This is a genomic window from Rhizobium sp. WW22 (assembly GCF_047041135.1).
In the GTDB taxonomy this organism is placed as follows: domain Bacteria; phylum Pseudomonadota; class Alphaproteobacteria; order Rhizobiales; family Rhizobiaceae; genus Rhizobium.
The window spans coordinates 3339374-3363562 of sequence record NZ_CP178198.1 but is presented as its reverse complement, the minus strand read 5'-3'; the positions used below and the strand labels follow the sequence as shown (position 1 = coordinate 3363562).

The following is a 24189-nucleotide window of genomic DNA, read 5'->3' as shown; positions in this document are numbered from 1 at the left end:
AATCAGGGGCAGGATCTGGTGGCAACCGAAGTTAGCAATGACGTGCCGGCAAAAGTGCCGGCACGTGGCATCTGGGGCTGGATGTTCTTCGACTGGGCGGCTCAGCCCTTCTTCACCGTCGTCACCACCTTCATCTTTGGCCCCTATTTCGTCGCGCGACTGACCGCCGATCCCGTTTCCGCCCAGACGACATGGAGCAATATGGCGACGATCTCCTCGGTAATCATCGCCATCCTCTCGCCGGTTCTCGGCTCGATTGCCGATCAATCCGGCGCCCGCAAGCCCTGGATCGCCTTCTTCGCCATCATCAAGATCGCAAGTCTCTTCTGCCTCTGGGGCGCAGCCCCCGGGTCGCCCGTCATCTATCCCGTGATCTTCATGATCCTCGCTTCGATCTCGGCCGAATTCTCCATTGTCTTCAACGATTCGATGATGCCACGGCTGGTCGGCAAGGACGATGTCGGCAGGCTGTCGAACGCCGCCTGGGGGCTCGGCTATCTCGGCGGCATGATCGTGCTGATCACCGTCGTGACCCTGCTCGCCGGTAATCCGCAGACCGGGAAGACCATTCTCGGCCTGACGCCGCTCTTCGGGCTTGATGCCACGCTCGGCGAGGATGCCCGCATCACCGGGCCGATCTCGGCCGTGTGGTATTTCATCTTCATTCTGCCGATGTTCTTCTTCACGCCCGACGCCGCCCGTGGCCTGCCGCTTCGCGCCGCCGTTCGCTCGGGCCTGCGTGAGCTATCAGCGACCTTGGGCGAGCTGAAGCGGCGGCGCGGCATCAGTCTCTTCCTTGTTGCCCGCATGATCTATCAGGATGGCGTCAACGGCTTGCTTATCCTCGGCGGCACCTTTGCGGCCGGCATGTTCGGCTGGGCGACGATTGAAATCGGCATCTACGGCATCATCCTCAATATCATCGCCATATTCGGCTGCTTTGCCGCCGGGTATGTCGACCGCTGGCTGGGCTCGAAAACGACCGTCGTCATCAGTCTGACGCTGCTGCTGGTCGCCACCTTCGGCATCATCTCCACAGGCCCCGGCTTCACGCTCTTCGGTCTTGTGCCTCTCTCCACCGTCAGCTCCGGCGGCCTGTTCGGCACCGCGGCGGAAAAGGCCTATATCGGCTACGGCCTGCTGATCGGCATCGCCTTCGGCCCCGTGCAGGCTTCCTCGCGCTCCTATCTCGCCCGCAGCGTCAGCCTCTCGGAGGCCGGCCGCTATTTCGGCATCTACGCACTCTCCGGCCGCGCCACCAGCTTCATGGCAACCCTGTTCTTCTCGCTGGTGACCTATTGGAGCGGTTCGGCCCGCCTCGGCATGGCGACGCTCGTCATCTTTCTCGCCGGCGGATTGCTGCTTCTGCTGCCAACGCCCTATCCGGCTGATAAGGCGAAGTAGTCAAAGAAAATCCCGGCTGGTAAACCAGCCGGGATATACAATTTTTCAATGTGGTATATCCGCCGATCAATGGCGGAAATGGCGCACGCCGGTGAAGACCATTGCGACATTGTGCTCGTTGGCCGCGTCGATCACTTCCTGGTCGCGCATCGAGCCGCCGGGCTGGATGACGGCCGTAGCACCCGCCGCGATCGCCGAGAGCAGGCCGTCGGCAAAAGGCAGGAAGGCTTCGGAAGCGACGGCGGAGCCGCGCGTCAGCGGCTCGGCGAGCCCCATGGCCTTGGCGGCTTCTTCTGCCTTGATGGCAGCGATGCGGGCGGAATCGACACGGCTCATCTGCCCCGCGCCGATGCCGGCCGTCTGGCCGTCCTTGGCGTAAACAACGGCGTTCGACTTCACGTGCTTGGCGACGCGGAAGGCGAACTTCATGTCTTCCAGCTCCTGCGCCGTCGGCGCGCGCTTGGTGACAACCTTGAGCTCCATATCCTCGACCAGCGCGTTGTCGCGGTTCTGCACGAGCAGGCCGCCCGAGACGGTCTTGGCGGTAAGGCCAGCTGCGCGCGGATCGGGCAGGGCGCCGACCGAGAGGAGGCGGAGATTCGGCTTGCGGGCGATGATCGCCTTGGCTTCCTCGGTGACGTCAGGCGCAATGATGACCTCGGTGAAGAGCTTGACGATCTCTTCCGCCGTTGCGGCGTCGAGCAGGGTGTTCAGTGCGATGATGCCGCCGAAGGCAGAGGTTGAATCGCAGGCGAGCGCGCGCTTGTAGGCTTCGACAAGGCTCGGGCCGGTGGCAACGCCGCAAGGGTTAGCATGCTTGATGATTGCGCAGGCCGGACCATTTTCCGGCAGGAACTCGGCAACGAGTTCATAGGCGGCGTCTGTATCGTTGATATTGTTGTAGGAAAGCTGCTTGCCCTGGATGAGCGTCGCCGTGGAAACGCCGGGGCGGTTTTCGCCGGTCAGGTAGAACGCCGCCTTCTGGTGCGGGTTTTCGCCATAGCGCATTTCCTCGCGCAGAACCCCGCCGATGACGCGATGGCGTGGCGTGGCGATATCGAGCGCTTCGGCAAACCAGTTGGAGATCATCGCGTCATAGGCAGCGGTGCGGGCAAAGGCTTTGGCGGCCATGCGCTTGCGGAAATCATAGGTCGTCTGGCCTGCATCGGCGGAAAGCTGCGTGAGCAGTTCGGCATAATCGGCGGGATCGGTGAGCGTCGTCACATAGGCATGGTTCTTGGCCGAAGCACGGATCATCGCCGGGCCGCCAATATCGATATTCTCCACCGTCGTCGGATAGTCGCCGCCAGCCTTGCGCACGTCCTCGAAGGGATAGAGGTTGATGACGGCAAGATCGATGCCCTCGATACCGTGCTCCTTCATCGCAGCCTGATGCTCGGCATCGTCACGGATGGCGAGCAGGCCGCCATGCACCTTCGGATGCAGCGTCTTGACGCGACCGTCCATGATCTCCGGAAAATTCGTCACTTCCGACACGTCGGTCACAGCAAGGCCAGCCGCAGCAATCGCCTTGTGCGTGCCGCCGGTCGATAGCAGGCGCACGCCCTGTTCGCTGAGCGCACGCGCCAACTCGACGATGCCAGTCTTGTCGAAAACGGACAGAAGCGCGGTTTTCACCTTCACCTTGTCGGGAGCGGGAATTTTCTTGGAAACGACGGCCATGGGCTTTCTCCTGTCTAGCATAGGGAGATGTGGCGTCCGGCAAAAAGGGCGCGGGACGGATAATGCCGCCCCGTTAGCATAGCTCACGCGCTTAGCCTATGGCCGATGCGATAAAAACCAGCGGATTTCCGGCTTTTCCGTGATCCGGAAGACGATCTCGAGCTGATCGGAAGAGCGCATACCCGAGGGATCGGCAAAGAAGATATCCTCCGCCACAAGCACCTCATTGCCGGGCGAGGAGAAGACCCAGGTTTCTCCGTCCGGCGCGATCAGCAGCGCGGAATCCGTTTCCGTCTGCAAAAGGCTGATGGAAGGGTGGATATGGAAGCGGGCCGAAGCAATGCCCTGACCCTTCGGCTTGTTCTTCTTGCCCTCGGGCACGAAGAAGCGATCGCGGCCGGCGACGATCGTGCCGCTGGCATTGAGGCTGATTTCCCGCTCATGGACATAGCCGAAGGTGGAGACATAGCCATCATGCGCGGCGCGCACATAGTCACGCCCGTCTTCGGTCTCGGCCCGCTCGACGATGACCTTCTTGATGCCGCTGACCATGATTGGCCCAAGCGATTTCGATTTGGAAAACTGGCAGGAGGAGGTGTCATTGAGCGTGACGGTGGAATGCGCCGCGGTTGCCCGCGCCGCCTGCATGAAGCGATCGCCTGCGAATTCGGGCGCGCCGGAATTGATGATGAAGCGCGTCTTGCCCGACGACATCTCGAAGGAGAGACAGCCGGCATGCGCAGTGCGGCTGAGATCCGTTGAAGCTGCAGCCCCTGCATCGATGATGACAACGGCCGAACCGGCCGCCAGCCGGTGATATCTGGTATGCGGCAGCGCCTTGAAGGCCTGACCGGCCGTCTCGTCATAGCGCAGCACCGACATTAGCTCGTTGGCGAGCGTCGATGTCGCGCCGTTGAACAGGGCCAGATCGCCATCCTGGTGGCGGAAGAAGCGCAGTGCCGGATACATGCGATCGATGCCAGGGATCAACCGCACCGGTACGTCGTGGCCAAGATTGACATAGGTCTGGCGCAGCGGCAGCAGATCGAGCAGCAGCTCCAGCGATGCGCGCGGATTGCGGGAAATGTGGCCCCCATCCTGTAGGATTTGCCGGTCTATCTCCCGGTCGAGCGCCTGCCCCGCCCGCTTCAGCGTCAGCGAACTGCTCGGCATGGCGACCGAGGCCATGGCAAGCGCGATGCGCACACGAAACCGGGTGATGCCATCCGGTGACGACGCAACGGTCCGGCGCAGAAAGCGCACGTGGAAAACCAGCATGCGCATGAAACGGCGGTAAAAACCGCTATCCGTGCCCTGCAGAAGCACGGGCGAATGCGACAGAAGCGCGATCAGGCGCTGCGCCGCTATATCGGGCGACCAGGCAAGGCCATGCAGCCGGCGGCCGTGAACGGCAATCCAGTCGGTGAGGATCGATCGCGCCGCGGCTGAGGCCTGATCGCTCTTTTCCGCTCGCAAATGCCGCAGCCAGCGAAAATTGTGCAGTCGAGCGGCAAAGGCCAGCGATGGCAATTCGAGTGAAAAAGGCGATTCACCCTGCGTTTCCAGAACCCGTCCAGCCAGCAGGATGCGGCCGTTCAGAAGTTCTTCGACGAAAAAGGGATCGACGCTGCGCAGATCGGTGGGTGCCACGATCAGGCGTTCCGGCACACGCATCGTGTGGCGGGTGAGACGCAATCGCGTCAACGCCGCGCGGCGGGACATCCGCCGCCATGCTTCCCGCATATATGAACTCACAAAACCCTGCCGCAGAACTGCATATGTGCTTCTGCTTACTCTCATTGGCCGTGGTTAAAAAGAGGTTACAAATATATCAATTAGGGACATATTCGCCCGTTTTTTAACCGCCCGGTAAAAACGATTCGAGGCGGAGATTAATAGGTGCGGCGAAGCACGACGGCAAAGAAGCCATCGAGACCGGAAGCAAAGCCATCGGAAAGCGGCAGCATGTCCGGCGTGGTGCGGAAGGCGCCAAGTGGCGATATCGCCGCTTCCAGACCCGGCCAATCGCCCGCTGCGACCGGAACACGTTCGACATTCTGCGTGTCTGCCAGCAGACGCGCGACCAGATCCTCACCCTCTTCGGGATCGAGCGAGCAGTTGGAAAACACCACCACGCCGCCCGGCTTGACCAATGTCAGGGCATGGCGAAGCAGGCGCTCCTGCAGAGCGGCGAGCTTGGCGATATCCTCCGGCCCCTTGGTCCAGAGCACGTCCGGATGGCGGCGCGTCGTTCCTGTCGAGGAGCAGGGAGCGTCGAGCAGAGCGGCGTCGAAAAGCTCTTCGGGCTGGTATTTGCTCATATCGGCAACGACGGTTTCGGCCTCGAAGCCTAGGCGCGTCAGATTGCCGGACAGTCTCTTCAGGCGATTGGCGGATTGATCGAGAGCCGTCACCTTGGCGCCGGCGAGAATGAGCTGCGCCGTCTTGCCGCCGGGCGCTGCACAGAGATCCACCACGCGCTTGCCGACCAGCGAACCGAAGAGCTTTGCCGGAATGCTGGCGGCAGCATCCTGAACCCACCACTCGCCGTCATCGAAACCCTCCAGCGAGGGAATGGACCCTTCGAACGCGGCAAGCCTTACCCCCCCGGTCGGCAGCACTACGCCATTCAGGCGTTTTGCCCAGCCCTCAGGATCGGATTTGACCGTGAGGTCGATCGCCGCCGGCTCGAGCTGCGTGTCGGAGATCCTGAGCGCCGCAGGGCCGCCATAGGCAGCTTCCAGGCGGGAAAGGAACCAGGCCGGCATAGCCGGTACCTTCGCAACGTGCTCGAGAATCTTCTGCTTCTCGCGGCCAATGCGGCGGAGGATCGCGTTGACCAGTTTGGCGAAGCGGCGGTTGCGGGGATCGCGGTTGGCCTGCTCAACGGCAAGATCGACGGCGGAATGATCCGGCACGTCAAGATAGAGGATCTGCGTCGCGCCGACGACGAGCACATGATGCAGCGCGCGGGCGCCTTCCGGCAGCGGCGAATCGAGCAGCGACGATATCGCCGCCTCGATGCGCGGCAGGTGGCGCAACGCGCTATTCAAAATGGCTCGCACCAAAGCCCGGTCGCCATCGCTGAGCGTCGTATAGGCGGCGCTGCCGCCTTCGACATCCAGCATGCCGTCGAGCGAGGTTTTGCGGTCGAGCACGGCTCCCAGGATCTTCGACGCAGCCGCGCGGGCCGCAAGGCCCGGCTTCGGCGGAGACGTATCAGACTGTCGCGTTGACTGCGGCGGCTTGCCCGATCGTTTTCCGTCTCTGTTGGAAGCGTTGTTTTTCGTGTCAGAACTCAAGACCAGGGACCCTTCGGCGGTTGCGAACCACCGCGACCCGTATTCGGTACGGAGCGCGATTTGCGCCCCGGATTAGCAGTGAAGGACGGTCCCGTCGAGCCAAAGCCGGAAGATGGGCCAGAAGACGGCGTCATCGGCGAGGCGCCACCGCCGCCGTAACGGGCCATATCATGCAGCGCGGCGATGCGGTTTTCCGTGTTCGGGTGGGTGGAAAACAGGTTGTCCATGCGCTCGCCGGAGAGCGGATTGATGATGAACATATGGGCAGTTGCCGGATGGCCTTCGGCCTCTTCGTTCGGAATATGCGCCGCACCGCGGGCGATCTTGCCGAGGGCGGAGGCGAGCCAGAGCGGATTGCCGCAGATTTCGGCGCCGCGGTGGTCGGCCGAATATTCGCGCGTACGGCTGATCGCCATCTGCACCAGCATGGCAGCCAGCGGAGCGACGATCATGGCGACGAGAACGCCGACCATGCCGAGCGGATTGTTGTTGTCGCGACGGCCGCCGAAGAAGAAAGCGAAATTGCCAAGCATTGAGATGGCGCCGGCAAGGGTCGCGGTGATCGTCATGGTCAGCGTGTCGCGGTTCTGGACGTGGGCAAGTTCGTGGGCCATCACGCCGGCCACTTCCTCCGGCGTCAGCGCGTGCAGCAGGCCAGTGGAGGCGGCAACGGCGGCATTTTCCGGATTGCGGCCCGTGGCAAACGCATTCGGCTGCGGACTGTCATAGAGATAGACTTTCGGCATCGGCAGGCCGGCATTGTGGGCGAGATCGCGGACGATGCGGTAGAATTCCGGCGCGCTGCGCTCATCCACCTCCTGCGCACCATAGGTGGAGAGCACCATCCGGTCGGAATTCCAGTAGGAAAAGAAATTCATGCCGGCAGCGACGACCAATGCGATCAGCATGCCCGATTGACCGCCGATCAGATAGCCGACGCCCATGAACAGGGCGGTCATGAAGGCAAGCAGCATCGCGGTACGCATGAGATTCATCGAAAGGTCTCCAACACATCTGGCGTCCGAACCTTTTTCTTTGCGGCCGGACGCACTATGATTTGGCTATTCCTCCGCCTAATTCAACGGTTCCGGACCGATCAGATCATGCAGACAGCCGATAACGACAATAAACTCGACACCGAAACCGGTGAAATCACGCGCAAGCCGCTCTCGCCTGCGGCCAAGCGAGCGCTCGCCGAAGCTGAGGAACGCCGCAAGGCGCAGGAAGCTCAAGCACAGGCCGAACTTCCCCCCGAAATCGGCGGCCGCGGCGGCGCCGACCCCGCCCGCTTCGGCGATTGGGAGATCAACGGCCGAGCGATTGATTTTTGAGATCTCGCTTGGGTAATTACCGTGCCTGAAGTGGGCCGGCGATCGCAAGAGCGTGGGTCGTTTCTGGCCGAGATAGCTACGAAAGTCATAGCGTCCCTGCCTACCCCCTCTCTTGCAAAAATCTAGCACTTAGCCTTCCGGCTAAATGCTGGTTTTGCTATCCCGCCCGCTTGGGGGCGGGATAGAGCGAAGGCTCGACTTACGCCGCGTCCGGCTTGTTCTGCCTGTTGGCGATCAGATCATCGACGACAGCCGGATCGGCGAGCGTCGAGGTATCGCCAAGCGCGCCGAAATCGTCCTCGGCGATCTTGCGCAGGATGCGGCGCATGATTTTGCCGGAGCGGGTTTTCGGCAGACCGGGCGTGAACTGGATCTTGTCCGGCGAGGCGATCGGGCCGATTTCGGTGCGCACATGCTTTACCAGCTCCTGCCGCAGCGCTTCGGTGCCTTCCATCCCGACCATCAGTGTCACATAGCAATAAATGCCCTGGCCTTTGATGGAATGCGGATAGCCGACGACGGCGGCTTCCGAGACATGTTTGTGCGACACCAGCGCCGATTCCACTTCGGCCGTGCCGAGGCGGTGGCCAGAGACGTTGAGCACATCATCGACGCGGCCGGTGATCCAGTAATAGCCGTCCTCGTCTCGGCGGCAGCCGTCGCCGGTGAAATACTTGCCCTTGTAGGTGGAGAAGTAGGTCTGGATGAAGCGCTCATGGTCGCCATAGACGGTGCGCATCTGGCCGGGCCAGCTGTCGGCGATGACGAGATTGCCGTCGGCCGCCCCTTCCAGCACATTGCCTTCATTGTCGACCAGCTCAGGCTGCACGCCGAAGAAGGGCAAGGTGGCGGAGCCCGCCTTCAGGTCGGTTGCGCCCGGAAGCGGCGTGATCATGTGGCCGCCGGTTTCCGTCTGCCACCAGGTATCGACGATCGGGCAGCGGCTGTCGCCGACTACCTTGTAATACCATTCCCAGGCTTCCGGATTGATGGGCTCGCCGACCGTGCCAAGGATACGCAGGCTGGAGCGCGAGGCGCGCTTGACGAAATGATCGCCGGCGCCCATCAGCGAGCGGATCGCTGTCGGCGCGGTGTAGAAGATATTGACCTTATGCTTGTCGATGACATCCCAGAAGCGGCCCTGGTCCGGGTAGTTCGGCACGCCTTCGAACATCAGCGAGGTCGCGGCGTTCGCAAGGGGCCCATAGACGATATAGGAGTGGCCGGTCACCCAGCCGACATCGGCCGTGCACCAGTAGATATCGCCGGGGTGATAGTCGAATACATATTCATGCGTCATCGCCGCATAGACGAGATAGCCGGCCGTCGTGTGCAGCACACCCTTCGGCTTACCGGTTGAGCCGGAGGTGTAGAGAATGAAGAGCGGATCTTCCGCCTTCATCTTCGCCGGCGGGCAATCCGCCTTCGCCTTGGCGATTTCCTCGTGATACCAGACATCGCGGCCGGGCTCCCAGCCGACCTTGCCGCCGGTGCGGCGCACGGCGATTACGGTCTTGACCGCGACCTCTTGCTTCGCGGCGATCTGAACGGCCTTATCGGTGTTTTCCTTGAGCGGGATCGATTTTCCGCCACGCACACCTTCATCGCAGGTGATGACGACGCTCGAGGCGCAGTCGACGATGCGGCCGGCAAGCGCTTCCGGCGAGAAGCCGCCGAAGACGACCGAATGCACCGCGCCGATGCGGGCGCAGGCGAGCATCGCATAGGCGGCTTCCGGGATCATCGGCATGTAGATGGTGACGCGGTCGCCCTTTTTGACGCCGTGTTTTTTGAGCACATTCGCCAGCCGGCAGACTCGGTCGTAAAGCTCGTTATAGGTGATCTTCTTGTCGATATAGGGATTGTCGCCTTCCCAGATGAAGGCGACGCGATCGCCGTGCTTCTTCAGATGGCGGTCGATGCAATTATAAGAGACGTTGGTGACGCCATCCTCGAACCATTTGATCGAGACCTTGCCGGTGAACGACGTGTTCTTCACCTTGGTGAAAGGCTTGAACCAGTCGATCCGCTTGCCGTGCTTGCCCCAGAACTTGTCGGGATCCTGAACACTCTGCTCATACCATTTCTGGTACTTCGCCTTGTCGATCAAAGCATGCGCCTTGGCCGCCTTCGTCACAGGATGAACCTTCTCCGACATCACTTCCTCCTCAACTCCCTTGCACTCCGATTTGTCGTTGTGAGTGCTCTTTCCGTGCAATAAATAGCAGGTCAAACTACGACAGCAATTGGACAAAGTGCATTTCATGCGCAAAGAATTGCAATTCCGCGACACTATCGCTATATAGGGCCGTATTTCCCGGACAATGTGGTGTTACACCCCGGACCGCGACACCGGCGCGGACTGACAGAAGGACTATATCCATGGCTCAACAATTGCTCATGCCGAAGGCAACTGCCATCTGGCTTGTCGACAATACGGCCTTGTCATTCGACCAGATCGCGCAGTTCTGCAAGCTGCATCCGCTCGAAGTGAAGGCCATTGCCGACGGCGAAGCAGCACAGGGCATCAAGGGCCTCGACCCGATCTCGACCGGTCAGCTGACCCGCGACGAAATCGCCCGCGCCGAAGCCAACCCGAACCACAAGCTGAAGCTTTCCGAGCCGAAGGTCCGCGTGCCGGAATCCAAGCGCCGCGGCCCGCGTTACACGCCGGTCTCCAAGCGCCAGGATCGCCCGAACGCCATCCTGTGGCTGGTGCGCAACCATCCGGAACTGAAGGATGCGCAGATTTCCCGCCTGGTCGGCACCACCAAGTCGACCATCGAGCAGATCCGCGACCGCACGCACTGGAACGCAACCAATCTGACACCGATGGACCCGGTCACGCTCGGCCTCTGCAGCCAGATCGACCTCGACATGGAAGTCGAAAAGGCCTCCAAGGGCCGTCCGCTGCCGACCGCCGCCGAGCTCGGCGCAACCCTGCAGCCGGCTCAGGAAACCGAAAAGCTCGGCTTCAGCTATGAGCGTGAAGAAGAGAAGGAAAAGGAAATCGATGCCGACGCCGTTTTCGCTAAGCTGAAGTCGCTGAAGTCGACCAGCCGCGACGACGAAGACGACGACCAGTTCTAAGATCCCACGATCGGATTGTTGCAAAGCCCCGGCTTTTCGACCGGGGCTTTTTGCGGTGAAACGGTTGCCATCGGGCGAAGTGCGGGGTAATTCAATATCATGAAAAGCTTTCCCGACACCCTTCTGAACGGTTATCGCAACTTCATGAGCGGGCGTTACGTCGATGAGCGCGAACGCTACCGCACTCTCGCCGAGCTCGGCCAAAACCCATCGACCCTCGTGATTGCCTGTAGTGACTCCCGCTCGGCGCCGGAGATCATCTTCGACGCGGGGCCTGGCGAGCTCTTCGTCATCCGTAACGTCGCCAATATGGTGCCGCCCTACGAGCCGGACAGCAATTTCCATGCGACTTCGGCAGCGCTCGAATTCGCGGTTTTGTCGCTGAAAGTGTCGGATATCGTCGTCATGGGTCACGGCCGCTGCGGGGGTATCCGCGCCGCGCTCGACCCCAACGCCGAACCACTATCGCCGGGTGATTTTATCGGCCGATGGATGGGATTGCTGAAGCCGGCGGCCGAACAGATCCAGAGCAACGACATCATGACGCAGACCGAGCGTCAGACGGCTCTGGAGCGCATCTCGATCCGCAATTCGCTCGACAATCTCCGTAGTTTCCCGGAGATCAGGGCGCGCGAGGAAGAAGGCAAGCTTAATCTGCACGGTGCCTGGTTTGATATTTCGACCGGCGAACTCTGGGTCATGGACCCGGCGACGCGCGATTTCATCCGCCCTGAGATTTAAGGGGCTCGAGGTTTAAAGGACTGGCCGCCTGATGGGGCGGCAGGTGGATCAAACGAAAAAGGCGCTGCGGACCATCTGGTCGCAGCGCCTTTTTTGATTCATGAGATCAGACTTACTTGCCGTCGATCTGTTGGCCGATATAGGCGATTGCCTGCTGATAGACCTTTGCGTCGTTCCAGCCGGCGATAGCGGAGAAATTCGGCTCGCCGGGCTGATAGCCGGCGCCTGGCTGCCAGCCATGGCCGCGCAGGAAGTTGGCCGTCGAGGCGAGTGCGTCTGCTCGCGATCCCACAAGATCGACCCTGCCGTTGCCATCTTCATCGACGCCGTAGAGGACCACGTTCTTCGGCATAAACTGCGTCTGGCCGATTTCGCCATGGGCGGCGCCTCGGGCTGATGGGCTGAGATAGCCTTCGCCGACGAGCTTCAGGGCGGCGTAGAGCTGTTCGGTAAAGAATGCGGAACGACGGCAATCATAAGCAAGGGTTGAGACCGCCGAAAGCGTATGCTGGTCGCCCATATAGCTGCCGAAGCCGGTTTCCATGCCCCAGATCGCGATGATCGGGCCTGGGGGAACGCCGAAACGCTTCTCGATCTTGGCAAACAGTGCAGCATTGGCCTGCTTCATGCCCTTGCCACGATTGATGATCGTCTGTCCCCCGCGCTTCTTCATGAATTCCTCAAAGGAAAGCTTGAAGCTCTTCTGGCCGCGGTCGGCACGGATGGTGGGCTGGTTGTAATGAACGTCGGCGAAGGCCCTGTCGAGGGTGGATGGGCTGACACCCTGTCCCTGCGCTTCCCGCTTGAATTCCTGCACCCAGTTCTCGAATCCGGCGGAAGTGTTACCGCAAGAGGCGGCATTTGCCGCAAGCGGCATTCCCAGCAGCAACCCGCCCGCCACGAGAGCTGCCATTCCAGATTTTGTGAAGCGCATTCAGTGTCCCCGAATTCTTACCGCGATGCGAACGCGGTAACCGTTTTCAATGGCGCGCAAACCCTTGGAAGCCAAGGGATCACGTGCGTTTAGTCGTCACCGGACCATGCCAGCATCCGGCCATCATGTCATCATATTTTAGCGCGTGATGTTTTCGTTGCATTTGAAACATCGCCGCCAAAATCATTCAAAAAAGCCCCGCCGTTTATCGAAATGGCGAGGCTTCCGTTCTATCCTGCTTACCTAACGAGGGTTGATAAACCGTAAATTGGTTTACAGATCCTTATGCAGCCTGCTTGCGCGGCTTGATCAGCCCACGGTTGACGAGCAATTCGGCGATCTGAATGGCGTTGAGCGCGGCGCCCTTGCGCAGGTTGTCGGAGACGACCCACAGGTTGAGGCCGTTTTCGACGGTCGCGTCTTCACGGATGCGCGAAATATAGGTCGCATCTTCGCCGGCGGATTCGTACGGCGTGATGTATCCGCCGTTCTCATGCTTGTCGATGACGAGGCAGCCCGGAGCTTCGCGAAGGATGTCACGGGCCTGATCGGCAGTGATCTCGTTCTCGAATTCAATGTTGACCGATTCCGAATGGCCGATGAAGACAGGCACGCGGACAGCCGTGCAGGTGACCTTGATCTTCGGGTCGAGCATCTTCTTGGTTTCGGCCAGTACCTTCCACTCTTCCTTGGTGTAGCCGTCTTCCATGAACACATCGATGTGCGGGATGACGTTGAAGGCGATGCGCTTGGTGAACTTCTTGTTCTCGATCGGGTCGGCGACGAAGACGGCGCGGGTCTGGTTGAAGAGCTCGTCCATGCCGTCCTTGCCGGCGCCGGAAACCGACTGGTAGGTGGAAACGACGACGCGCTTGATCTTGGCGAAGTCATGCAGCGGCTTCAGGGCCACGACGAGCTGCGCGGTCGAGCAATTCGGGTTGGCGATGATGTTGCGCTTGGTGAACTGCGTGATGGCATCCGGGTTTACTTCCGGAACGATGAGCGGCACGTCGGCGTCGTAGCGCCAGGCGGAGGAGTTGTCGATGACGACGCAGCCCTGGGCGCCGATCTTCGGCGATACCCTCTTGGAAACGTCGCCGCCGGCCGACATCAGGCAGATGTCTGTGTCGGAGAAATCGTAATTCTCCAGGTTGGAAACCTTCAGCGTCCGATCGCCGAAGGACACTTCGGTTCCCTGCGAGCGGGCCGATGCGAGTGCCACGACCTCATCGGCCGGAAAGCCGCGTTCGGCGAGGATATTGAGCATTTCACGGCCGACATTCCCGGTCGCGCCCGCTACTGCAACTTTGAAACCCATTTCTCAAGCTTTCTTTCTCTTCTCTCCTCTTGGGCGAGGGGGGAACCGCGGCCATCGGCGACGGGTCCTGTCCCCGGCCGGGCCGGGGAGAGAGCGGCAGGCCAGAGACGTCAGACGGTTTTCGTCGTCGTTTTGGCCTTGGTTTTGGAAGAAACCGGAAAATAGACATCCCGCCCGGCACATTGCGCCAGGTGACTGAAGCTATCGAGCTGTTCGAAGCGAACCATGGAAGTCTTCCTTTTCCGTCGCCGGTTCTAAGATGTTTTCCACAGGAGTCAAGGATTTCCTCGCTTGCATCGTTGCCGTAGCGAGGAAATCGGAGGCGTCGAAACCGGCCTTCATCATGTTCGAAGGTGCGCCGTTTCAGTATCAGCGGTTGGACTTGCGTGTGGTTTCAAACAGGAACCAGGTGCGGCGCTCGGTCTCGTCAATCCAGTTTTCCAGAAGGCTGGCTGTAGCGACATCGCCGTACTCGTCGCAGACGTCGTGGACGGCCCGCATTTCGGCGGAAAGCTTCAGATTATCGTCCGCCAGCTCGGCGAGCATGTCCTGCGGATCGACATATTCGGCATCATTGTCCGGGATGCGCTGCAGCTTGGCGATCTGCCCGATCGACCGCAGGGTCGTTCCGCCGATCTTCCTGGCACGCTCGGCCATCGGGTCGGTCATTGCGAAAATCTGTTCGCCCTGTTCGTCGAGAAGCAGGTGATAATCGCGGAAATGCGGTCCGCTCATATGCCAGTGAAAATTCTTGGTTTTCAGATAGAGGGCGAAGACATCCGCCAGCAGGGCGCTCAAGGCCGCGGAAATATCGCGCGTCGCATCTTCGCTGAGATTGGTGCGCGTACCCAATTTCGATTTGGTGTTGGCGGTATTCATAAAGGCGTCCTCCGTTTGTTGTTCACGACAGCGATCGCCGGCGGATCTTCGGGGAGTTCGATGACATCAGCTGCTGCGCGGGATCGCATTGAAGACAGGATTGTTTTGAAATTTCACAGTCGAAATGTCGCTTCGCGGCATGGCCAACTGCGATGCTTAGGCGGAAAACCCGAACATATTCATTAAATAGGAAATTGAGGTGGTTTGGCAATTGCTTGCTAATGTATTGGCCGGGCGCGCGGTTGTGTCGCGCCCGGCAAACCGCCCTCCTCTCGGACGGCAGTATCGCGAATAGCGGCTACTTCAGGCCACCACCGACATAGAGGGTTTCGCCGGTCACCCACGCGGCATCCTGCGAGGCGAGGAAGACGGCGACCGGCGCGATATCCGTCGGCTGGCCGAGACGGCCAAGCGGTGTCTGGGAGACGAGATGCTTCTCAAAATCGCTGCCAATGATGCCTGCGGCAACGACGCCCTCCGTCTCGACGCCACCGGGTGCCAGATTGTTGACGCGGATATTGCGTGGACCGAGTTCCTTGGCGAGGATCTTGGTGATGGAATCAACAGCGGCCTTGGTCGCCGTATAGACGGAGGCGGTCGCCAGGTTCATGCTGACGGCGTTGGAGCCGATATTGATCACATTGCCACCCTCGGCGCCAAAGTGCTTCACGGCTTCCTGCGTGGCCAACAACGTGCCAAGTACGTTGATATTGAACTGGCGATGGAACTCCTGCTCGGTGAATTCCTCGATCGGGGCGAATTGATAGACGCCGGCATTGTTGACGAGGATATCGACGCGGCCGAAGGCCTGCTTCGCTTCTGCAAAGAGGCGTTTGATGTCCTCTGACTTGGAAACGTCGCCGTGGACGGCGAGCGCCTTGCCGCCCTTCGCGGTGATCTCAGCCACCACTCTGTCGGCGCCTTCGCGGCTGGAGGCGTAGTTGACGACAACAGCCGCGCCCGCTTCGCCCATCGCCTTGGCGATGCCGGCGCCGATACCCTTGGATGCTCCGGTCACGATCGCGACCTTGCCTGCCAGTTTGCTCATGTCATTTTCCTTCGAAAAACTTAGACAGTCTTACAATCATCGAATAATTTGGCGCGTGCGACCCGAAAACCGATCGCACCGTCGCTTTGATATTTAGATAATCATCTAATTGATACAAGAGCCACGAGAAGAAATGCTGATGGCTGGAATGAAATCGTCAGATCTTGGAAAGTTCCGCCATATAGGCGTTCAGAGTATCGCGGCGCAGCACGAGATTGGCGAATTTGCCTTCGCGCTGGATCTCGATAAGGCCGGCATTCTCCAGCTCCTTGATATGATGCGACATTGTCGCGGCGCTGACGGCATGGCACTCGTTCAGGAGGCTGCAGGGCATGGGTTCGCTCCGTGTGCCGATCTCCTTCAGGATCTGCACGCGTCGCGGCTCGGCAAGTGCCCGGGAGATCAATCCCATCTGCCTTTCGCTCAAACGTATTGGCCCGGCATCCATGGTGTTCATCGCAAACGGAAACAAAATCGGGTTGACCGGCTTCGATCATCCCCATCCTGCCAGATATATGAATGCGCGAGAGCCTTGGCAACCTTTGCGATGCAGCCGCGGCGGGCTCAGGAATCGGTCTGGCGCAGCCTGCTGCTTTTGAAGAACGGCAAGCGCGGCGTCGGCCAACCGGCGGCGTCGATGCGGAAGAGCAGGCCGTAGCGTGAATAGACGATGGCTATCATGAAGGAAAACCAGCCGCCGAGCGCTAGGCCGGCCATGACGTCGCTCGGATAATGCGCGCCGACCATGACGCGGGTGATCGCCAGCCATAGGGCGCAAGCAGCGAAGATATAGCGATAGCGCGGAAACAGGAAGGCAAGCGCCACGAACAGGGCGCCGATGGTGGTCGCATGGCCGGAGGGGAAGCTTTCGAAGCTGGCACGGCCATTAAAAGGCGAGAAGCCAAAAGGCCCCCAATCGGCAAAATGCGTCGGGCGGGCGCGGCCGATGGCACGCTTCAGCAAATTGGCGAGGATGCCTGAAAGCGCCACGGTTGTCAGGAGATAGCCGCCGATCTGACAGATGCGCAGTGCTTGGCAGCGACAGCGCTGCGAATGCAGCAGCTTGCTGCCTGCCCAACCTTCGAAAAACAGGAAGGCGCTGATGAGAAGGATCCATCCGGAATCGCCGAAATCGGTCAGCATTCCACCGACGAAGCGAATGGAGGGCGATAGGCTTTTAAGGGTGGCGCCGACAGGTCCATCGAACAGGAGAGCGGAAAGAAGGACAATATTGGCTGTCACAAAAAGGCAGAGTTTCCAATGGGATGGTGCAAAAGCTGCATCGCTTCGCCGCCAACGCCTGTCGAGAGACGTCAAGATCGCCTGCATAATCAATGCCTATGTCGATTTCCAATCGATCCGACCGATAGCAGGTTGTTGTTACAGTTTTTCTAAAAATCGATGACGAAGGCCTGCGCGGCGGTCTCGCGCTGAGACGCGCCCATCCCGTTCACAAGAAAAAGCCCCGTTCCTCGCAGAATGGGGCTTCGTGTTTCACGTGAAATATATCAGGCGATTTCTGCCGGAGATTATGCGGAGAGAGCCTTGAATTCGGCAAGGATGGCGTCACCCATTTCGGTGGTGCCGACCTGGCGGCTGCCTGCCGACATGATGTCGCCGGTACGGATGCCGCTGTCGAGCACGTTGGCGATCGCCCTTTCCAGCGCATCGGCTTCGGCAACCATGCCGAAGGAATAGCGCAGGCACATGGCGAAGGAGGCGATCATGGCAATCGGATTGGCAATGCCCTTGCCGGCGATATCAGGGGCCGAGCCATGCACGGGTTCATAGAGAGCCTTGCGCTTGCCGGTCTTTGCATCGGGGGCGCCGAGTGAGGCGGACGGCAGCATGCCGAGGGAGCCGGTGAGCATGGCGGCGACGTCGGAGAGCATATCACCGAAGAGGTTGTCGGTGACGATGACGTCGAACTGCTTCGGCTGGCGCACGAGCTGCATGCCGCCGGCATCGGCCAGCATGTGCTCGAGCTGCACGTCGGAATATTTTTCCTTATGCGTCGCGGTAACGACCTGGTTCCAGAGCACGCCTGATTTCATGACGTTGCGCTTTTCCATCGAGCAGACACGGTTGTTGCGGGTGCGCGCCAGTTCGAAGGCGACGCCGGCAATGCGCTCGATCTCGTAGGTGTCGTAAACCTGGGTGTCGATACCGCGCTTCTGGCCGTTGCCGAGGTCGATGATTTCCTTCGGCTCGCCGAAATAGACGCCGCCGGTGAGCTCGCGCACGATGAGGATGTCGAGACCTTCGACCAGCTCCGGCTTCAGCGAAGAAGCGGATGCCAGTGCCGGATAGCAGATGGCCGGGCGCAGGTTGGCGAAGAGCTGCAGATCCTTGCGCAGGCGCAGCAGGCCTGCTTCCGGACGTACTTCGTAAGGCACGCCATCCCACTTCGGGCCGCCGACGGCGCCGAAGAGCACGGCGTCAGCCGCCATTGCCTTTGCCATGTCGGCATCGGAGATCGCCGCGCCATGCGCATCATAGGCGCTGCCGCCGACAAGGCCCTCGTCGGTGACGAAGCCGGCGTTCTTGGCCTCGTTCATGTAAGCGATGATCTTGCGAACTTCACCCATGGCCTCGGGGCCGATGCCGTCACCCGGCAGGAGGAAAAGATTGCGCACTGTCATGAGGAAGCCTCCGCGAAAGAAAAAGTTGCGGGGTTTTTAGACTTCCAAATGCGGCTTTTCAAGCGAGGAAGAGGCCGAAACGGTACGGTTTTCGGGCGTATTGGACCGAAAGCCTACCCTCGCCCCAGCGGGGAGAGGGTCGCGCGGAACGCGCGGGGTGAGAGGGCGTTACCGGAGATTTTAGGTAAATCTGGTATCGGCAGCTTCGTGCCGCCCCCTCATCCGCCCTCCGGGCACCTTCTCCCCGAGGGGAGAAGGGATGTCCGAACCTTACTCAGCCAGCCCGAGCGAAGCGAGATAGGCTGATGATGCCGGGATCTTCGACTTGTCCTCGATCTCGATGATCAGACGCGGATTGCTGTTAAGCTTGGCAAGGGCGGCAAAGACGGCTCGCCAGTAGATGTTGCCTTCGCCGAGGCTCCAGTGGCGGTCGGCATAGCCGTCGGCGTCCTGCAGGTGGACATGCTGCAGGCGGTTGCCGGCGGCATGGACGTAGTAGTCAACAGGAGGAGCGCCCGTATAGCCATGGGCGTAATGGGCATGACCGGTGTCGATCGAAACGGCGACGGCGGTCGAATTGAAGCTGTCGGCGAGGCCGACGCGGATATGAGGATCCTTGTCCTCGATGTTCTCGATGACCATGGTGAGCCCGATGTCTTCGGCGCGCTTGACCGCTTCTTTCAGCGTCAGATGCGTGTATTCGATGATCTTTTCGCGCTCGCCCTTGTTGTTGTCGAGGTTGTTGTAGGACCACGACGTATAGGGGCTATGGATGACCATCTGCGTGGCGCCGATATTGGCGCAGACGTCGAGCGCCTGCAGCAGGCGCTTGGAGACGACGGCGCGGACGTCCGGGTCTTGCGAGGCGATGACGAAGCCCCAGAACGGACCGTGGATGCCGAGACGACCCTGATGGCCGTCGAGCAGCTTGCGGGCGCGCTCGGCCAGCGGAGCCCAATCGCCGTTCAGGATTTCGGCTTCGACAAAGCTCTGCAGCTCCAGATCGCGCGGCTTTTCGAGCAGCCAGTTGCGATGGATTTCGACGTCGTCGAGCGTCATGGCGGCGCCGACAATGGGAAGGGAGGTCATGAAGGGGCTCCATTGCGTGGAGAAAATTTAAGGGTGGGAGAGACGGCCCGAAGGATCTCGGCGGTCTGTATGGACCTCCTTCTTGTCGATCATATTACAGCGGGCGGGAAAGACGGCGTCTGAGCTGTTTTCGCGGGATTTGCGGTCTCCGCTCCTGGGCTGTGATAATTGCGGGATAGTCCCCTCTCCCCGCAGGCGGGGAGAGGGAGTCTAATATGCCCGGCATGAAAAAAGCCGGGCGCAAGGCCCGGCTTCGAAACATGCGATAAGGGAAAGACCGATCAGGCAGCCCAGGGGCGCGATGCGGCGTTCGTCTTTTCGAAGTCGCTGATCGCAGAGGATTTTTCCAGCGTCAGGCCGATATCGTCGAGGCCGTTCAGCAGGCAGTGGCGCTTGAATTCGTCAAGTTCGAACTTCAGCGAGCCGCCGTCCGGGCCAGTGATCTCGAGGTTTTCGAGATCGACCGTCAGAATGGCGTTGGAGCCGCGCGAGGCGTCGTCCATCAGCTTGTCGAGCTCTTCCTGGCTGACCTTGATCGGCAGGATGCCGTTCTTGAAGCAGTTGTTGTAGAAGATGTCAGCGAAGCTGGTTGAAATAACGCAGCGGATGCCGAAATCGAGAAGCGCCCAGGGAGCATGCTCACGCGAGGAGCCGCAGCCGAAATTATCGCCGGCGACGAGGATCTTGGCATTCTGATAGGCCGGCTTGTTCAGCACGAAATCCGGGTTCGGAGAACCGTCTTCATTGTAGCGGGCTTCAGCGAAGAGCCCCTTGCCGAGACCCGTGCGCTTGATGGTCTTCAGATAATCCTTCGGGATGATCATGTCGGTATCGACATTGACGACCGGGAGGGGTGCTGCGACACCGGTCAACTTCACGAACTTGTCCATGGGGTCCTGCCTTCATTCTCGTCTAAGCACGAATTATCCTGCCAATAGAGCAAATCCGGCCCGAAATGAAGGAAAATCTTGGAAATGCTCTAAAACGCGGCGCTTTGGGTCGTCGTGCCCTTCAGGACGAGGCCTGATCGCACACATAGGCCCGCCGGATAGACCGCCCTGCCCTGCTTTCAATCCTAGAGGTCGATGATCGTGCCGCGACCGTCGTTCCAGATGCGCATTTCGCGCTGGCCGTTCGTCTTCGCCTTGGCGTGCACCGGGGCCGGCTTCATGCGCAGCGAAATCGCGCGGGCTGCCATCAGCACGGTAAGGATAGCGCCGACGGCGAGCGTGACCGAAACGGTAAACAGCGCCATGGCTGCAAACACGGTGATACCGGCAAGTGCGATGAACAGGGAACGAATATTCTGCATGGTCGAGACCTCTCTACATCAAGCAATGTGGCCCTCATGATTGTCATCTGCAAGAGGAGCATGGCTTTTTGTTGACTTGCCTGCCGATTAAAAGCGCGGCAAAACGGCACAATGAGCCAATCTGCGAGCCAAAGCCCTTCGTCCCGTCCCGCCCGTCTGCGCCGATCGGTCTTGAGCGTTCCCGCTATCAACCGACGCGCGCTGGACAAGCTTTCGAGCCTCGAATGCGACGCGGTCATCTTCGATCTCGAGGATTCGGTTTCGCCGGAGAAAAAGGCCGAGGCGCGGGAGAATCTCCGGGCCTTCTTTGCGGTCTCGCCGCTTCCCGGCAGGGAGCGGATCATCCGTATCAATGCGCTCTCCTCCAATTTCGGTGCCGATGACCTGGCGCTGGTTACGGAGCTGGAGCCGGATGCGGTGTTGCTGCCGAAGGTGGACGAGCCGCAGGACGTAAGCGATGTCAGTGACCGGCTTGCGGAAGCCGATGCACCGGAAGACTTGCGTATCTGGGCCATGATCGAGACGCCGCGCGGCATCCTGAATGCGGCCGCGATCGCCGAAGCCGGGCGCACGGCAGGGAGCCGGCTCGATTGTTTCGTCGTCGGTCTCAACGACCTCAGAAAGGAAACGGGCGTTCTGCCGCAGCCCGGTCGCCCCTATCTCGTGCCCTGGCTGATGCAGGTGATATTGGCCGTCAGCGCTTACGGCCTTGAGGCGATCGACAGCGTCTTCAACGATTTCAGGAATGCCGAGGAGTTCGAAGCAGAATGCGGCCAGGGTGTCGCCATGGGCTTTGCCGGCAAGATGCTGATCCATCCAAACCAGATCGAGGCGGCCAACCGGCATTTCGGCCCGGCTGAGGCTGCCATTGCCGAGGCCGAAGCCATCATTGCGGCTTTTGCCGACCCGAGCGCCGCCACTCTCAATGTCGTGAACCTTGGCGGGCGCATGGTGGAGCGGCTGCACCTTGTCCAGGCGGAAAGACTCATTCATAAAGCTCGCCTGATCGAACAGCGCTCTTCGGGCACGGCAGCGGCGCCCCGCACCGAGGTCTGACCGTCGAATTGCCCGGCCAAATACGAAAGATGCCCTAATGAAACTCTACCGCTTCCTCACCGGCCCCGATGACGCTTCCTTCTGCCACAAGGTCAGTGCGGCGCTGAACAAGGGCTGGGAGCTATACGGCTCGCCGACCTATGGCTTCAATTCTGCAAGCGGGCGTATGGAGTGCGGCCAGGCCGTCGTCAAGGAAGTTGCCGGCAAGGATTACGATCCGGATATGAAGCTTTCGGAGCAGTAATAAGTTGATGAGCGAACGGGCTTCAACGAGCATTGGCTGCCATTGGAGCCTAAATAGCCCTAAATGCGTTTATCTCGTCTTTTACTTCACGCCATGTCAAAAGCCAGATTATCGGATTTTCTTTTACATACGTGATGTCCTCGCCCTTTCTAAGGGATGAGCGTAAGGACATGCTCAGCATGCTGCTCCCTAAGCCAAAGGTGAAGGAGCTGAAGATGCCAATAAAATATATGAGCTTGGCGAAGTTTGTGACAGGATTTTCATTAAGATCCGGTGCGCCAACCTTAAAGTAATCTCCTATTATCAATAGGAGAAGGAATGAAGCGCTAAATAATAGGCTTATCCTTAAAGTCACTTTATCCTATCCGTTGCGAGTGAATCTACAATATATCGGATGATAGTAAATTTTATTGACGAAAGATATCACCGATCCGTCGCTTCTTCGGCGCTTGCCTCGATGCGCTCCATGTCCTCGTCGCTCAGGCCGAAATGGTGGCCGATCTCGTGGATCAGGACATGGGTAATGATGTCGCCGAGAGTTTCATCGTTCTCGGCCCAATAGTCGATGATCGGCCGGCGATAGAGGCGGATCTTATTGGGCATATCGCCGGTCTGGGCGGTAAAGCGCTCCGAGATGCCGCGGCCTTCGAAGAGACCGAGCAGGTCGAAGGGTGTTTCCAGCGCCATATCCTCGAACACTTCGTCATCCGGGAAATCCTCGATGAGAATGACGAGGTTGCCGGTGAGCGAGCGGAATTCCTCCGGCAAGTGGCTGTAAGCCTCCATTGCCAGGGATTCGAATGTGCTGATGGAGGGAGAATGGCGATCCCGCCAATCTTCGCTCTGGTCAACGCGAGCCATGAATATTCCTTCCTTGGCTGGTCATATAGAGACTTTGCGCTGCTTTTACGAGAGCGGAATAGAGCGTGATGCCGAAAAGTGTTTGAGCGGTTTTCGATCGACATCATGCTCTACTTTTTTGATTCTAGAGCGGATTCGGATTTTCGGGCGACAGACCGAAATCATCTGGCTCGGTTCACAGGAATATTTTCTTATGAAATGGTGTTGACTCTTTCTCCAAGCTCTGGAATCCATAAGAACATAACAGGAACATTATCGATCTGGAGTGAACGTCATGGCCGAGGCTGCCGTGGCGCGGGAAACGCTTTTTGCCCTGCGTGAAACCATTGCCCGACTGGAAGGCAGGCCGATCCCGGCGCTGGCAGCCTCGGCGCATGAGGCTTTGGCAGACAAGCCGGTGAGAGAGGCGATGGGTAGTGCGAAATCCCTGCCTACTGAGCCTACGCTTGAACAGTCGCTCCTTCCGATCGGCGTCGATGAGCTCGATGCGGCTCTGCAAGGCGGTTTGCCGCTCGATGCGCTGACGGAAATCCGCTCGCTCGGCCTGCGCGATGCCGGGGCGGCCAGCGGCTTTGCCCTGGCGCTCGCGGCGAGACTGCATGCGCGAGCATCGGATAAGACCGCGGCCAAGTCGCCGGTCCTATGGATCGGCGATACGGTGGCAACGATGGAGGCAGGCCTGCCCTATGCCATCGGCATCGGCGATTTCGGGCTGGAGCCTCAGGCTCTCCTGCAGGCGTCGCCGCGCAAGCTCGACGATGCGCTCTGGGTGGCGGAAGCAGCCCTTGGCAGTGCTGCCTTTGCCGTCGTCATTCTGGAGGTGCGCGGCAATCCCGCCCGTTTCGGTCTGACCGAAAGCCGGCGCCTGGCGCTGAGGGCCAAGGCGGCGGGACAGCCCTTGTTTCTGTTGCGACAGGGAGGCGAGGAGGAAGCAAGCAGCGCCCTCTTCCGCTTTTCCGTCGAACCCGCGCCGGCACAGGCGCGGCCCCTGCCGGACGGATCGGTGCTTGGCGGCAGCATCGGTCACCCGGCTTTTCGTCTGACCTTGGAAAAGAGCCGAAACCCGGCGCCCCTTTCCATAATCCTGGAGTGGAATGCCCATGACCGCCGCTTTGCCCCTGTCTCCGATGTTCATTACCCTGCCTTTCCCGGCGAATACACAGCGCATTCTGGCGCTGACCTTCCCGCATCTGCCGACCGACCGGATCGCGCGCAAGCGCTGGGGTCTGTCCTGGCGTTCGGCAGGCAGGCTTGA

At 60.0% G+C, this 24189-nt stretch carries 23 protein-coding genes; 7 read left to right on the top strand and 16 right to left on the bottom strand.

What is annotated here, in order from left to right:
- The first annotated feature begins 15 nt into the window (after positions 1 to 15).
- Positions 16 to 1404: an MFS transporter gene (locus ACK83U_RS16385; protein ID WP_112606928.1), complete on the top strand. Its 1389-nt coding sequence runs from the start codon at positions 16 to 18 to the stop codon at positions 1402 to 1404.
- A 66-nt stretch (positions 1405 to 1470) separates the two neighbouring features.
- Here ACK83U_RS16385 and purH read toward each other — a convergent pair whose 3' ends face one another.
- From purH to htpX, 4 genes are all read right to left on the bottom strand, one after another.
- A complete protein-coding gene (gene purH / locus ACK83U_RS16380; protein ID WP_112606926.1) occupies positions 1471 to 3087 on the bottom strand; it encodes a bifunctional phosphoribosylaminoimidazolecarboxamide formyltransferase/IMP cyclohydrolase in 1617 nt (538 codons plus the stop codon).
- Positions 3088 to 3183: 96 nt separating this feature from the next.
- Positions 3184 to 4887, bottom strand: a complete 1704-nt coding sequence (locus tag ACK83U_RS16375) for a heparinase II/III family protein (protein WP_112606924.1) — start codon at positions 4885 to 4887, stop codon at positions 3184 to 3186.
- Between the two features lie 92 nt (positions 4888 to 4979).
- Complete coding sequence (locus ACK83U_RS16370; protein ID WP_112606922.1) at positions 4980 to 6389, bottom strand: RsmB/NOP family class I SAM-dependent RNA methyltransferase; 1410 nt, start codon at positions 6387 to 6389, stop codon at positions 4980 to 4982.
- Positions 6386 to 7384, bottom strand: coding sequence for a zinc metalloprotease HtpX (htpX, locus tag ACK83U_RS16365; protein WP_112606920.1), 999 nt, complete (start codon positions 7382 to 7384; stop codon positions 6386 to 6388). The genes ACK83U_RS16370 and htpX overlap by 4 nt, the downstream gene beginning before the upstream one ends.
- Before the next feature lie 108 nt (positions 7385 to 7492).
- Between htpX and ACK83U_RS16360 the strand changes: the two genes are divergently transcribed.
- Complete coding sequence (locus ACK83U_RS16360) at positions 7493 to 7720, top strand: DUF1674 domain-containing protein (RefSeq protein ID WP_112338663.1); 228 nt, start codon at positions 7493 to 7495, stop codon at positions 7718 to 7720.
- A gap of 199 nt (positions 7721 to 7919) precedes the next feature.
- Here ACK83U_RS16360 and acs read toward each other — a convergent pair whose 3' ends face one another.
- Positions 7920 to 9878 (bottom strand): acetate--CoA ligase, encoded by a 1959-nt coding sequence (acs, locus tag ACK83U_RS16355; RefSeq protein WP_112606918.1) that lies wholly within the window; start codon positions 9876 to 9878, stop codon positions 7920 to 7922.
- Between the two features lie 224 nt (positions 9879 to 10102).
- Between acs and ACK83U_RS16350 the strand changes: the two genes are divergently transcribed.
- The gene (locus ACK83U_RS16350; RefSeq protein WP_112606916.1) at positions 10103 to 10810 is read left to right on the top strand and encodes a DUF1013 domain-containing protein; all 708 of its coding nucleotides are present in this window, start codon (positions 10103 to 10105) and stop codon (positions 10808 to 10810) included.
- Between the two features lie 99 nt (positions 10811 to 10909).
- On the top strand, positions 10910 to 11551 hold the full coding sequence (locus tag ACK83U_RS16345) for a carbonic anhydrase (RefSeq protein WP_112606914.1): 642 nt from the start codon (positions 10910 to 10912) through the stop codon (positions 11549 to 11551).
- A 112-nt stretch (positions 11552 to 11663) separates the two neighbouring features.
- Here ACK83U_RS16345 and ACK83U_RS16340 read toward each other — a convergent pair whose 3' ends face one another.
- From ACK83U_RS16340 to ACK83U_RS16295, 10 genes are all read right to left on the bottom strand, one after another.
- The gene (locus tag ACK83U_RS16340; RefSeq protein WP_112606912.1) at positions 11664 to 12485 is read right to left on the bottom strand and encodes a lytic transglycosylase domain-containing protein; all 822 of its coding nucleotides are present in this window, start codon (positions 12483 to 12485) and stop codon (positions 11664 to 11666) included.
- Between the two features lie 283 nt (positions 12486 to 12768).
- Positions 12769 to 13803 (bottom strand): aspartate-semialdehyde dehydrogenase, encoded by a 1035-nt coding sequence (locus ACK83U_RS16335; protein WP_112338628.1) that lies wholly within the window; start codon positions 13801 to 13803, stop codon positions 12769 to 12771.
- A 369-nt stretch (positions 13804 to 14172) separates the two neighbouring features.
- Positions 14173 to 14682, bottom strand: coding sequence for a Dps family protein (locus tag ACK83U_RS16330; protein ID WP_069613886.1), 510 nt, complete (start codon positions 14680 to 14682; stop codon positions 14173 to 14175).
- A gap of 298 nt (positions 14683 to 14980) precedes the next feature.
- Complete coding sequence (locus ACK83U_RS16325) at positions 14981 to 15730, bottom strand: glucose 1-dehydrogenase (RefSeq protein WP_112606910.1); 750 nt, start codon at positions 15728 to 15730, stop codon at positions 14981 to 14983.
- A 157-nt stretch (positions 15731 to 15887) separates the two neighbouring features.
- Positions 15888 to 16142: an ArsR/SmtB family transcription factor gene (locus ACK83U_RS16320; protein WP_083258232.1), complete on the bottom strand. Its 255-nt coding sequence runs from the start codon at positions 16140 to 16142 to the stop codon at positions 15888 to 15890.
- A gap of 152 nt (positions 16143 to 16294) precedes the next feature.
- The gene (gene lpxE, locus ACK83U_RS16315; RefSeq protein WP_112606908.1) at positions 16295 to 17059 is read right to left on the bottom strand and encodes a lipid A 1-phosphatase LpxE; all 765 of its coding nucleotides are present in this window, start codon (positions 17057 to 17059) and stop codon (positions 16295 to 16297) included.
- Between the two features lie 200 nt (positions 17060 to 17259).
- Complete coding sequence (gene leuB / locus ACK83U_RS16310; RefSeq protein ID WP_112606906.1) at positions 17260 to 18372, bottom strand: 3-isopropylmalate dehydrogenase; 1113 nt, start codon at positions 18370 to 18372, stop codon at positions 17260 to 17262.
- Positions 18373 to 18642: 270 nt separating this feature from the next.
- A complete protein-coding gene (locus tag ACK83U_RS16305) occupies positions 18643 to 19461 on the bottom strand; it encodes a sugar phosphate isomerase/epimerase family protein (protein ID WP_112606904.1) in 819 nt (272 codons plus the stop codon).
- A 281-nt stretch (positions 19462 to 19742) separates the two neighbouring features.
- Positions 19743 to 20351: a 3-isopropylmalate dehydratase small subunit gene (gene leuD / locus ACK83U_RS16300; protein WP_015341746.1), complete on the bottom strand. Its 609-nt coding sequence runs from the start codon at positions 20349 to 20351 to the stop codon at positions 19743 to 19745.
- Positions 20352 to 20536: 185 nt separating this feature from the next.
- Positions 20537 to 20773, bottom strand: coding sequence for a hypothetical protein (locus ACK83U_RS16295; RefSeq protein WP_041677743.1), 237 nt, complete (start codon positions 20771 to 20773; stop codon positions 20537 to 20539).
- A 111-nt stretch (positions 20774 to 20884) separates the two neighbouring features.
- Here ACK83U_RS16295 and ACK83U_RS16290 point away from each other — a divergent pair, with 111 nt between their 5' ends.
- Positions 20885 to 21829, top strand: a complete 945-nt coding sequence (locus tag ACK83U_RS16290; protein ID WP_112606902.1) for an HpcH/HpaI aldolase/citrate lyase family protein — start codon at positions 20885 to 20887, stop codon at positions 21827 to 21829.
- Positions 21830 to 21866: 37 nt separating this feature from the next.
- A complete protein-coding gene (locus tag ACK83U_RS16285; RefSeq protein ID WP_037155128.1) occupies positions 21867 to 22073 on the top strand; it encodes a DUF1737 domain-containing protein in 207 nt (68 codons plus the stop codon).
- Between the two features lie 423 nt (positions 22074 to 22496).
- On the opposite strand, the gene ACK83U_RS16280 is transcribed toward ACK83U_RS16285, so the two are convergent.
- Positions 22497 to 22934, bottom strand: a complete 438-nt coding sequence (locus ACK83U_RS16280) for a metallopeptidase family protein (protein WP_106999598.1) — start codon at positions 22932 to 22934, stop codon at positions 22497 to 22499.
- Between the two features lie 274 nt (positions 22935 to 23208).
- Between ACK83U_RS16280 and ACK83U_RS16275 the strand changes: the two genes are divergently transcribed.
- On the top strand, positions 23209 to 24189 hold the full coding sequence (locus ACK83U_RS16275) for an ImuA family protein (RefSeq protein ID WP_412474678.1): 981 nt from the start codon (positions 23209 to 23211) through the stop codon (positions 24187 to 24189).

Bases quoted from the DNA above. Each gene is read 5' to 3' on its own strand.
- purH (WP_112606926.1), bottom strand. From the start codon at position 3,087: ATGGCCGTCGTTTCCAAGAAAATTCCCGCTCCCGACAAGGTGAAGGTG.
- ACK83U_RS16375 (WP_112606924.1), bottom strand. From the start codon at position 4,887: ATGAGAGTAAGCAGAAGCACATATGCAGTTCTGCGGCAGGGTTTTGTG.
- htpX (WP_112606920.1), bottom strand. From the start codon at position 7,384: ATGAATCTCATGCGTACCGCGATGCTGCTTGCCTTCATGACCGCCCTG.
- ACK83U_RS16360 (WP_112338663.1), top strand. From the start codon at position 7,493: ATGCAGACAGCCGATAACGACAATAAACTCGACACCGAAACCGGTGAA.
- acs (WP_112606918.1), bottom strand. From the start codon at position 9,878: ATGTCGGAGAAGGTTCATCCTGTGACGAAGGCGGCCAAGGCGCATGCT.
- ACK83U_RS16350 (WP_112606916.1), top strand. From the start codon at position 10,103: ATGGCTCAACAATTGCTCATGCCGAAGGCAACTGCCATCTGGCTTGTC.
- ACK83U_RS16345 (WP_112606914.1), top strand. From the start codon at position 10,910: ATGAAAAGCTTTCCCGACACCCTTCTGAACGGTTATCGCAACTTCATG.
- ACK83U_RS16340 (WP_112606912.1), bottom strand. From the start codon at position 12,485: ATGCGCTTCACAAAATCTGGAATGGCAGCTCTCGTGGCGGGCGGGTTG.
- ACK83U_RS16335 (WP_112338628.1), bottom strand. From the start codon at position 13,803: ATGGGTTTCAAAGTTGCAGTAGCGGGCGCGACCGGGAATGTCGGCCGT.
- ACK83U_RS16330 (WP_069613886.1), bottom strand. From the start codon at position 14,682: ATGAATACCGCCAACACCAAATCGAAATTGGGTACGCGCACCAATCTC.
- ACK83U_RS16325 (WP_112606910.1), bottom strand. From the start codon at position 15,730: ATGAGCAAACTGGCAGGCAAGGTCGCGATCGTGACCGGAGCATCCAAG.
- ACK83U_RS16320 (WP_083258232.1), bottom strand. From the start codon at position 16,142: ATGGGATTGATCTCCCGGGCACTTGCCGAGCCGCGACGCGTGCAGATC.
- lpxE (WP_112606908.1), bottom strand. From the start codon at position 17,059: ATGCAGGCGATCTTGACGTCTCTCGACAGGCGTTGGCGGCGAAGCGAT.
- leuB (WP_112606906.1), bottom strand. From the start codon at position 18,372: ATGACAGTGCGCAATCTTTTCCTCCTGCCGGGTGACGGCATCGGCCCC.
- ACK83U_RS16305 (WP_112606904.1), bottom strand. From the start codon at position 19,461: ATGACCTCCCTTCCCATTGTCGGCGCCGCCATGACGCTCGACGACGTC.
- leuD (WP_015341746.1), bottom strand. From the start codon at position 20,351: ATGGACAAGTTCGTGAAGTTGACCGGTGTCGCAGCACCCCTCCCGGTC.
- ACK83U_RS16295 (WP_041677743.1), bottom strand. From the start codon at position 20,773: ATGCAGAATATTCGTTCCCTGTTCATCGCACTTGCCGGTATCACCGTG.
- ACK83U_RS16290 (WP_112606902.1), top strand. From the start codon at position 20,885: ATGAGCCAATCTGCGAGCCAAAGCCCTTCGTCCCGTCCCGCCCGTCTG.
- ACK83U_RS16285 (WP_037155128.1), top strand. From the start codon at position 21,867: ATGAAACTCTACCGCTTCCTCACCGGCCCCGATGACGCTTCCTTCTGC.
- ACK83U_RS16280 (WP_106999598.1), bottom strand. From the start codon at position 22,934: ATGGCTCGCGTTGACCAGAGCGAAGATTGGCGGGATCGCCATTCTCCC.
- ACK83U_RS16275 (WP_412474678.1), top strand. From the start codon at position 23,209: ATGGCCGAGGCTGCCGTGGCGCGGGAAACGCTTTTTGCCCTGCGTGAA.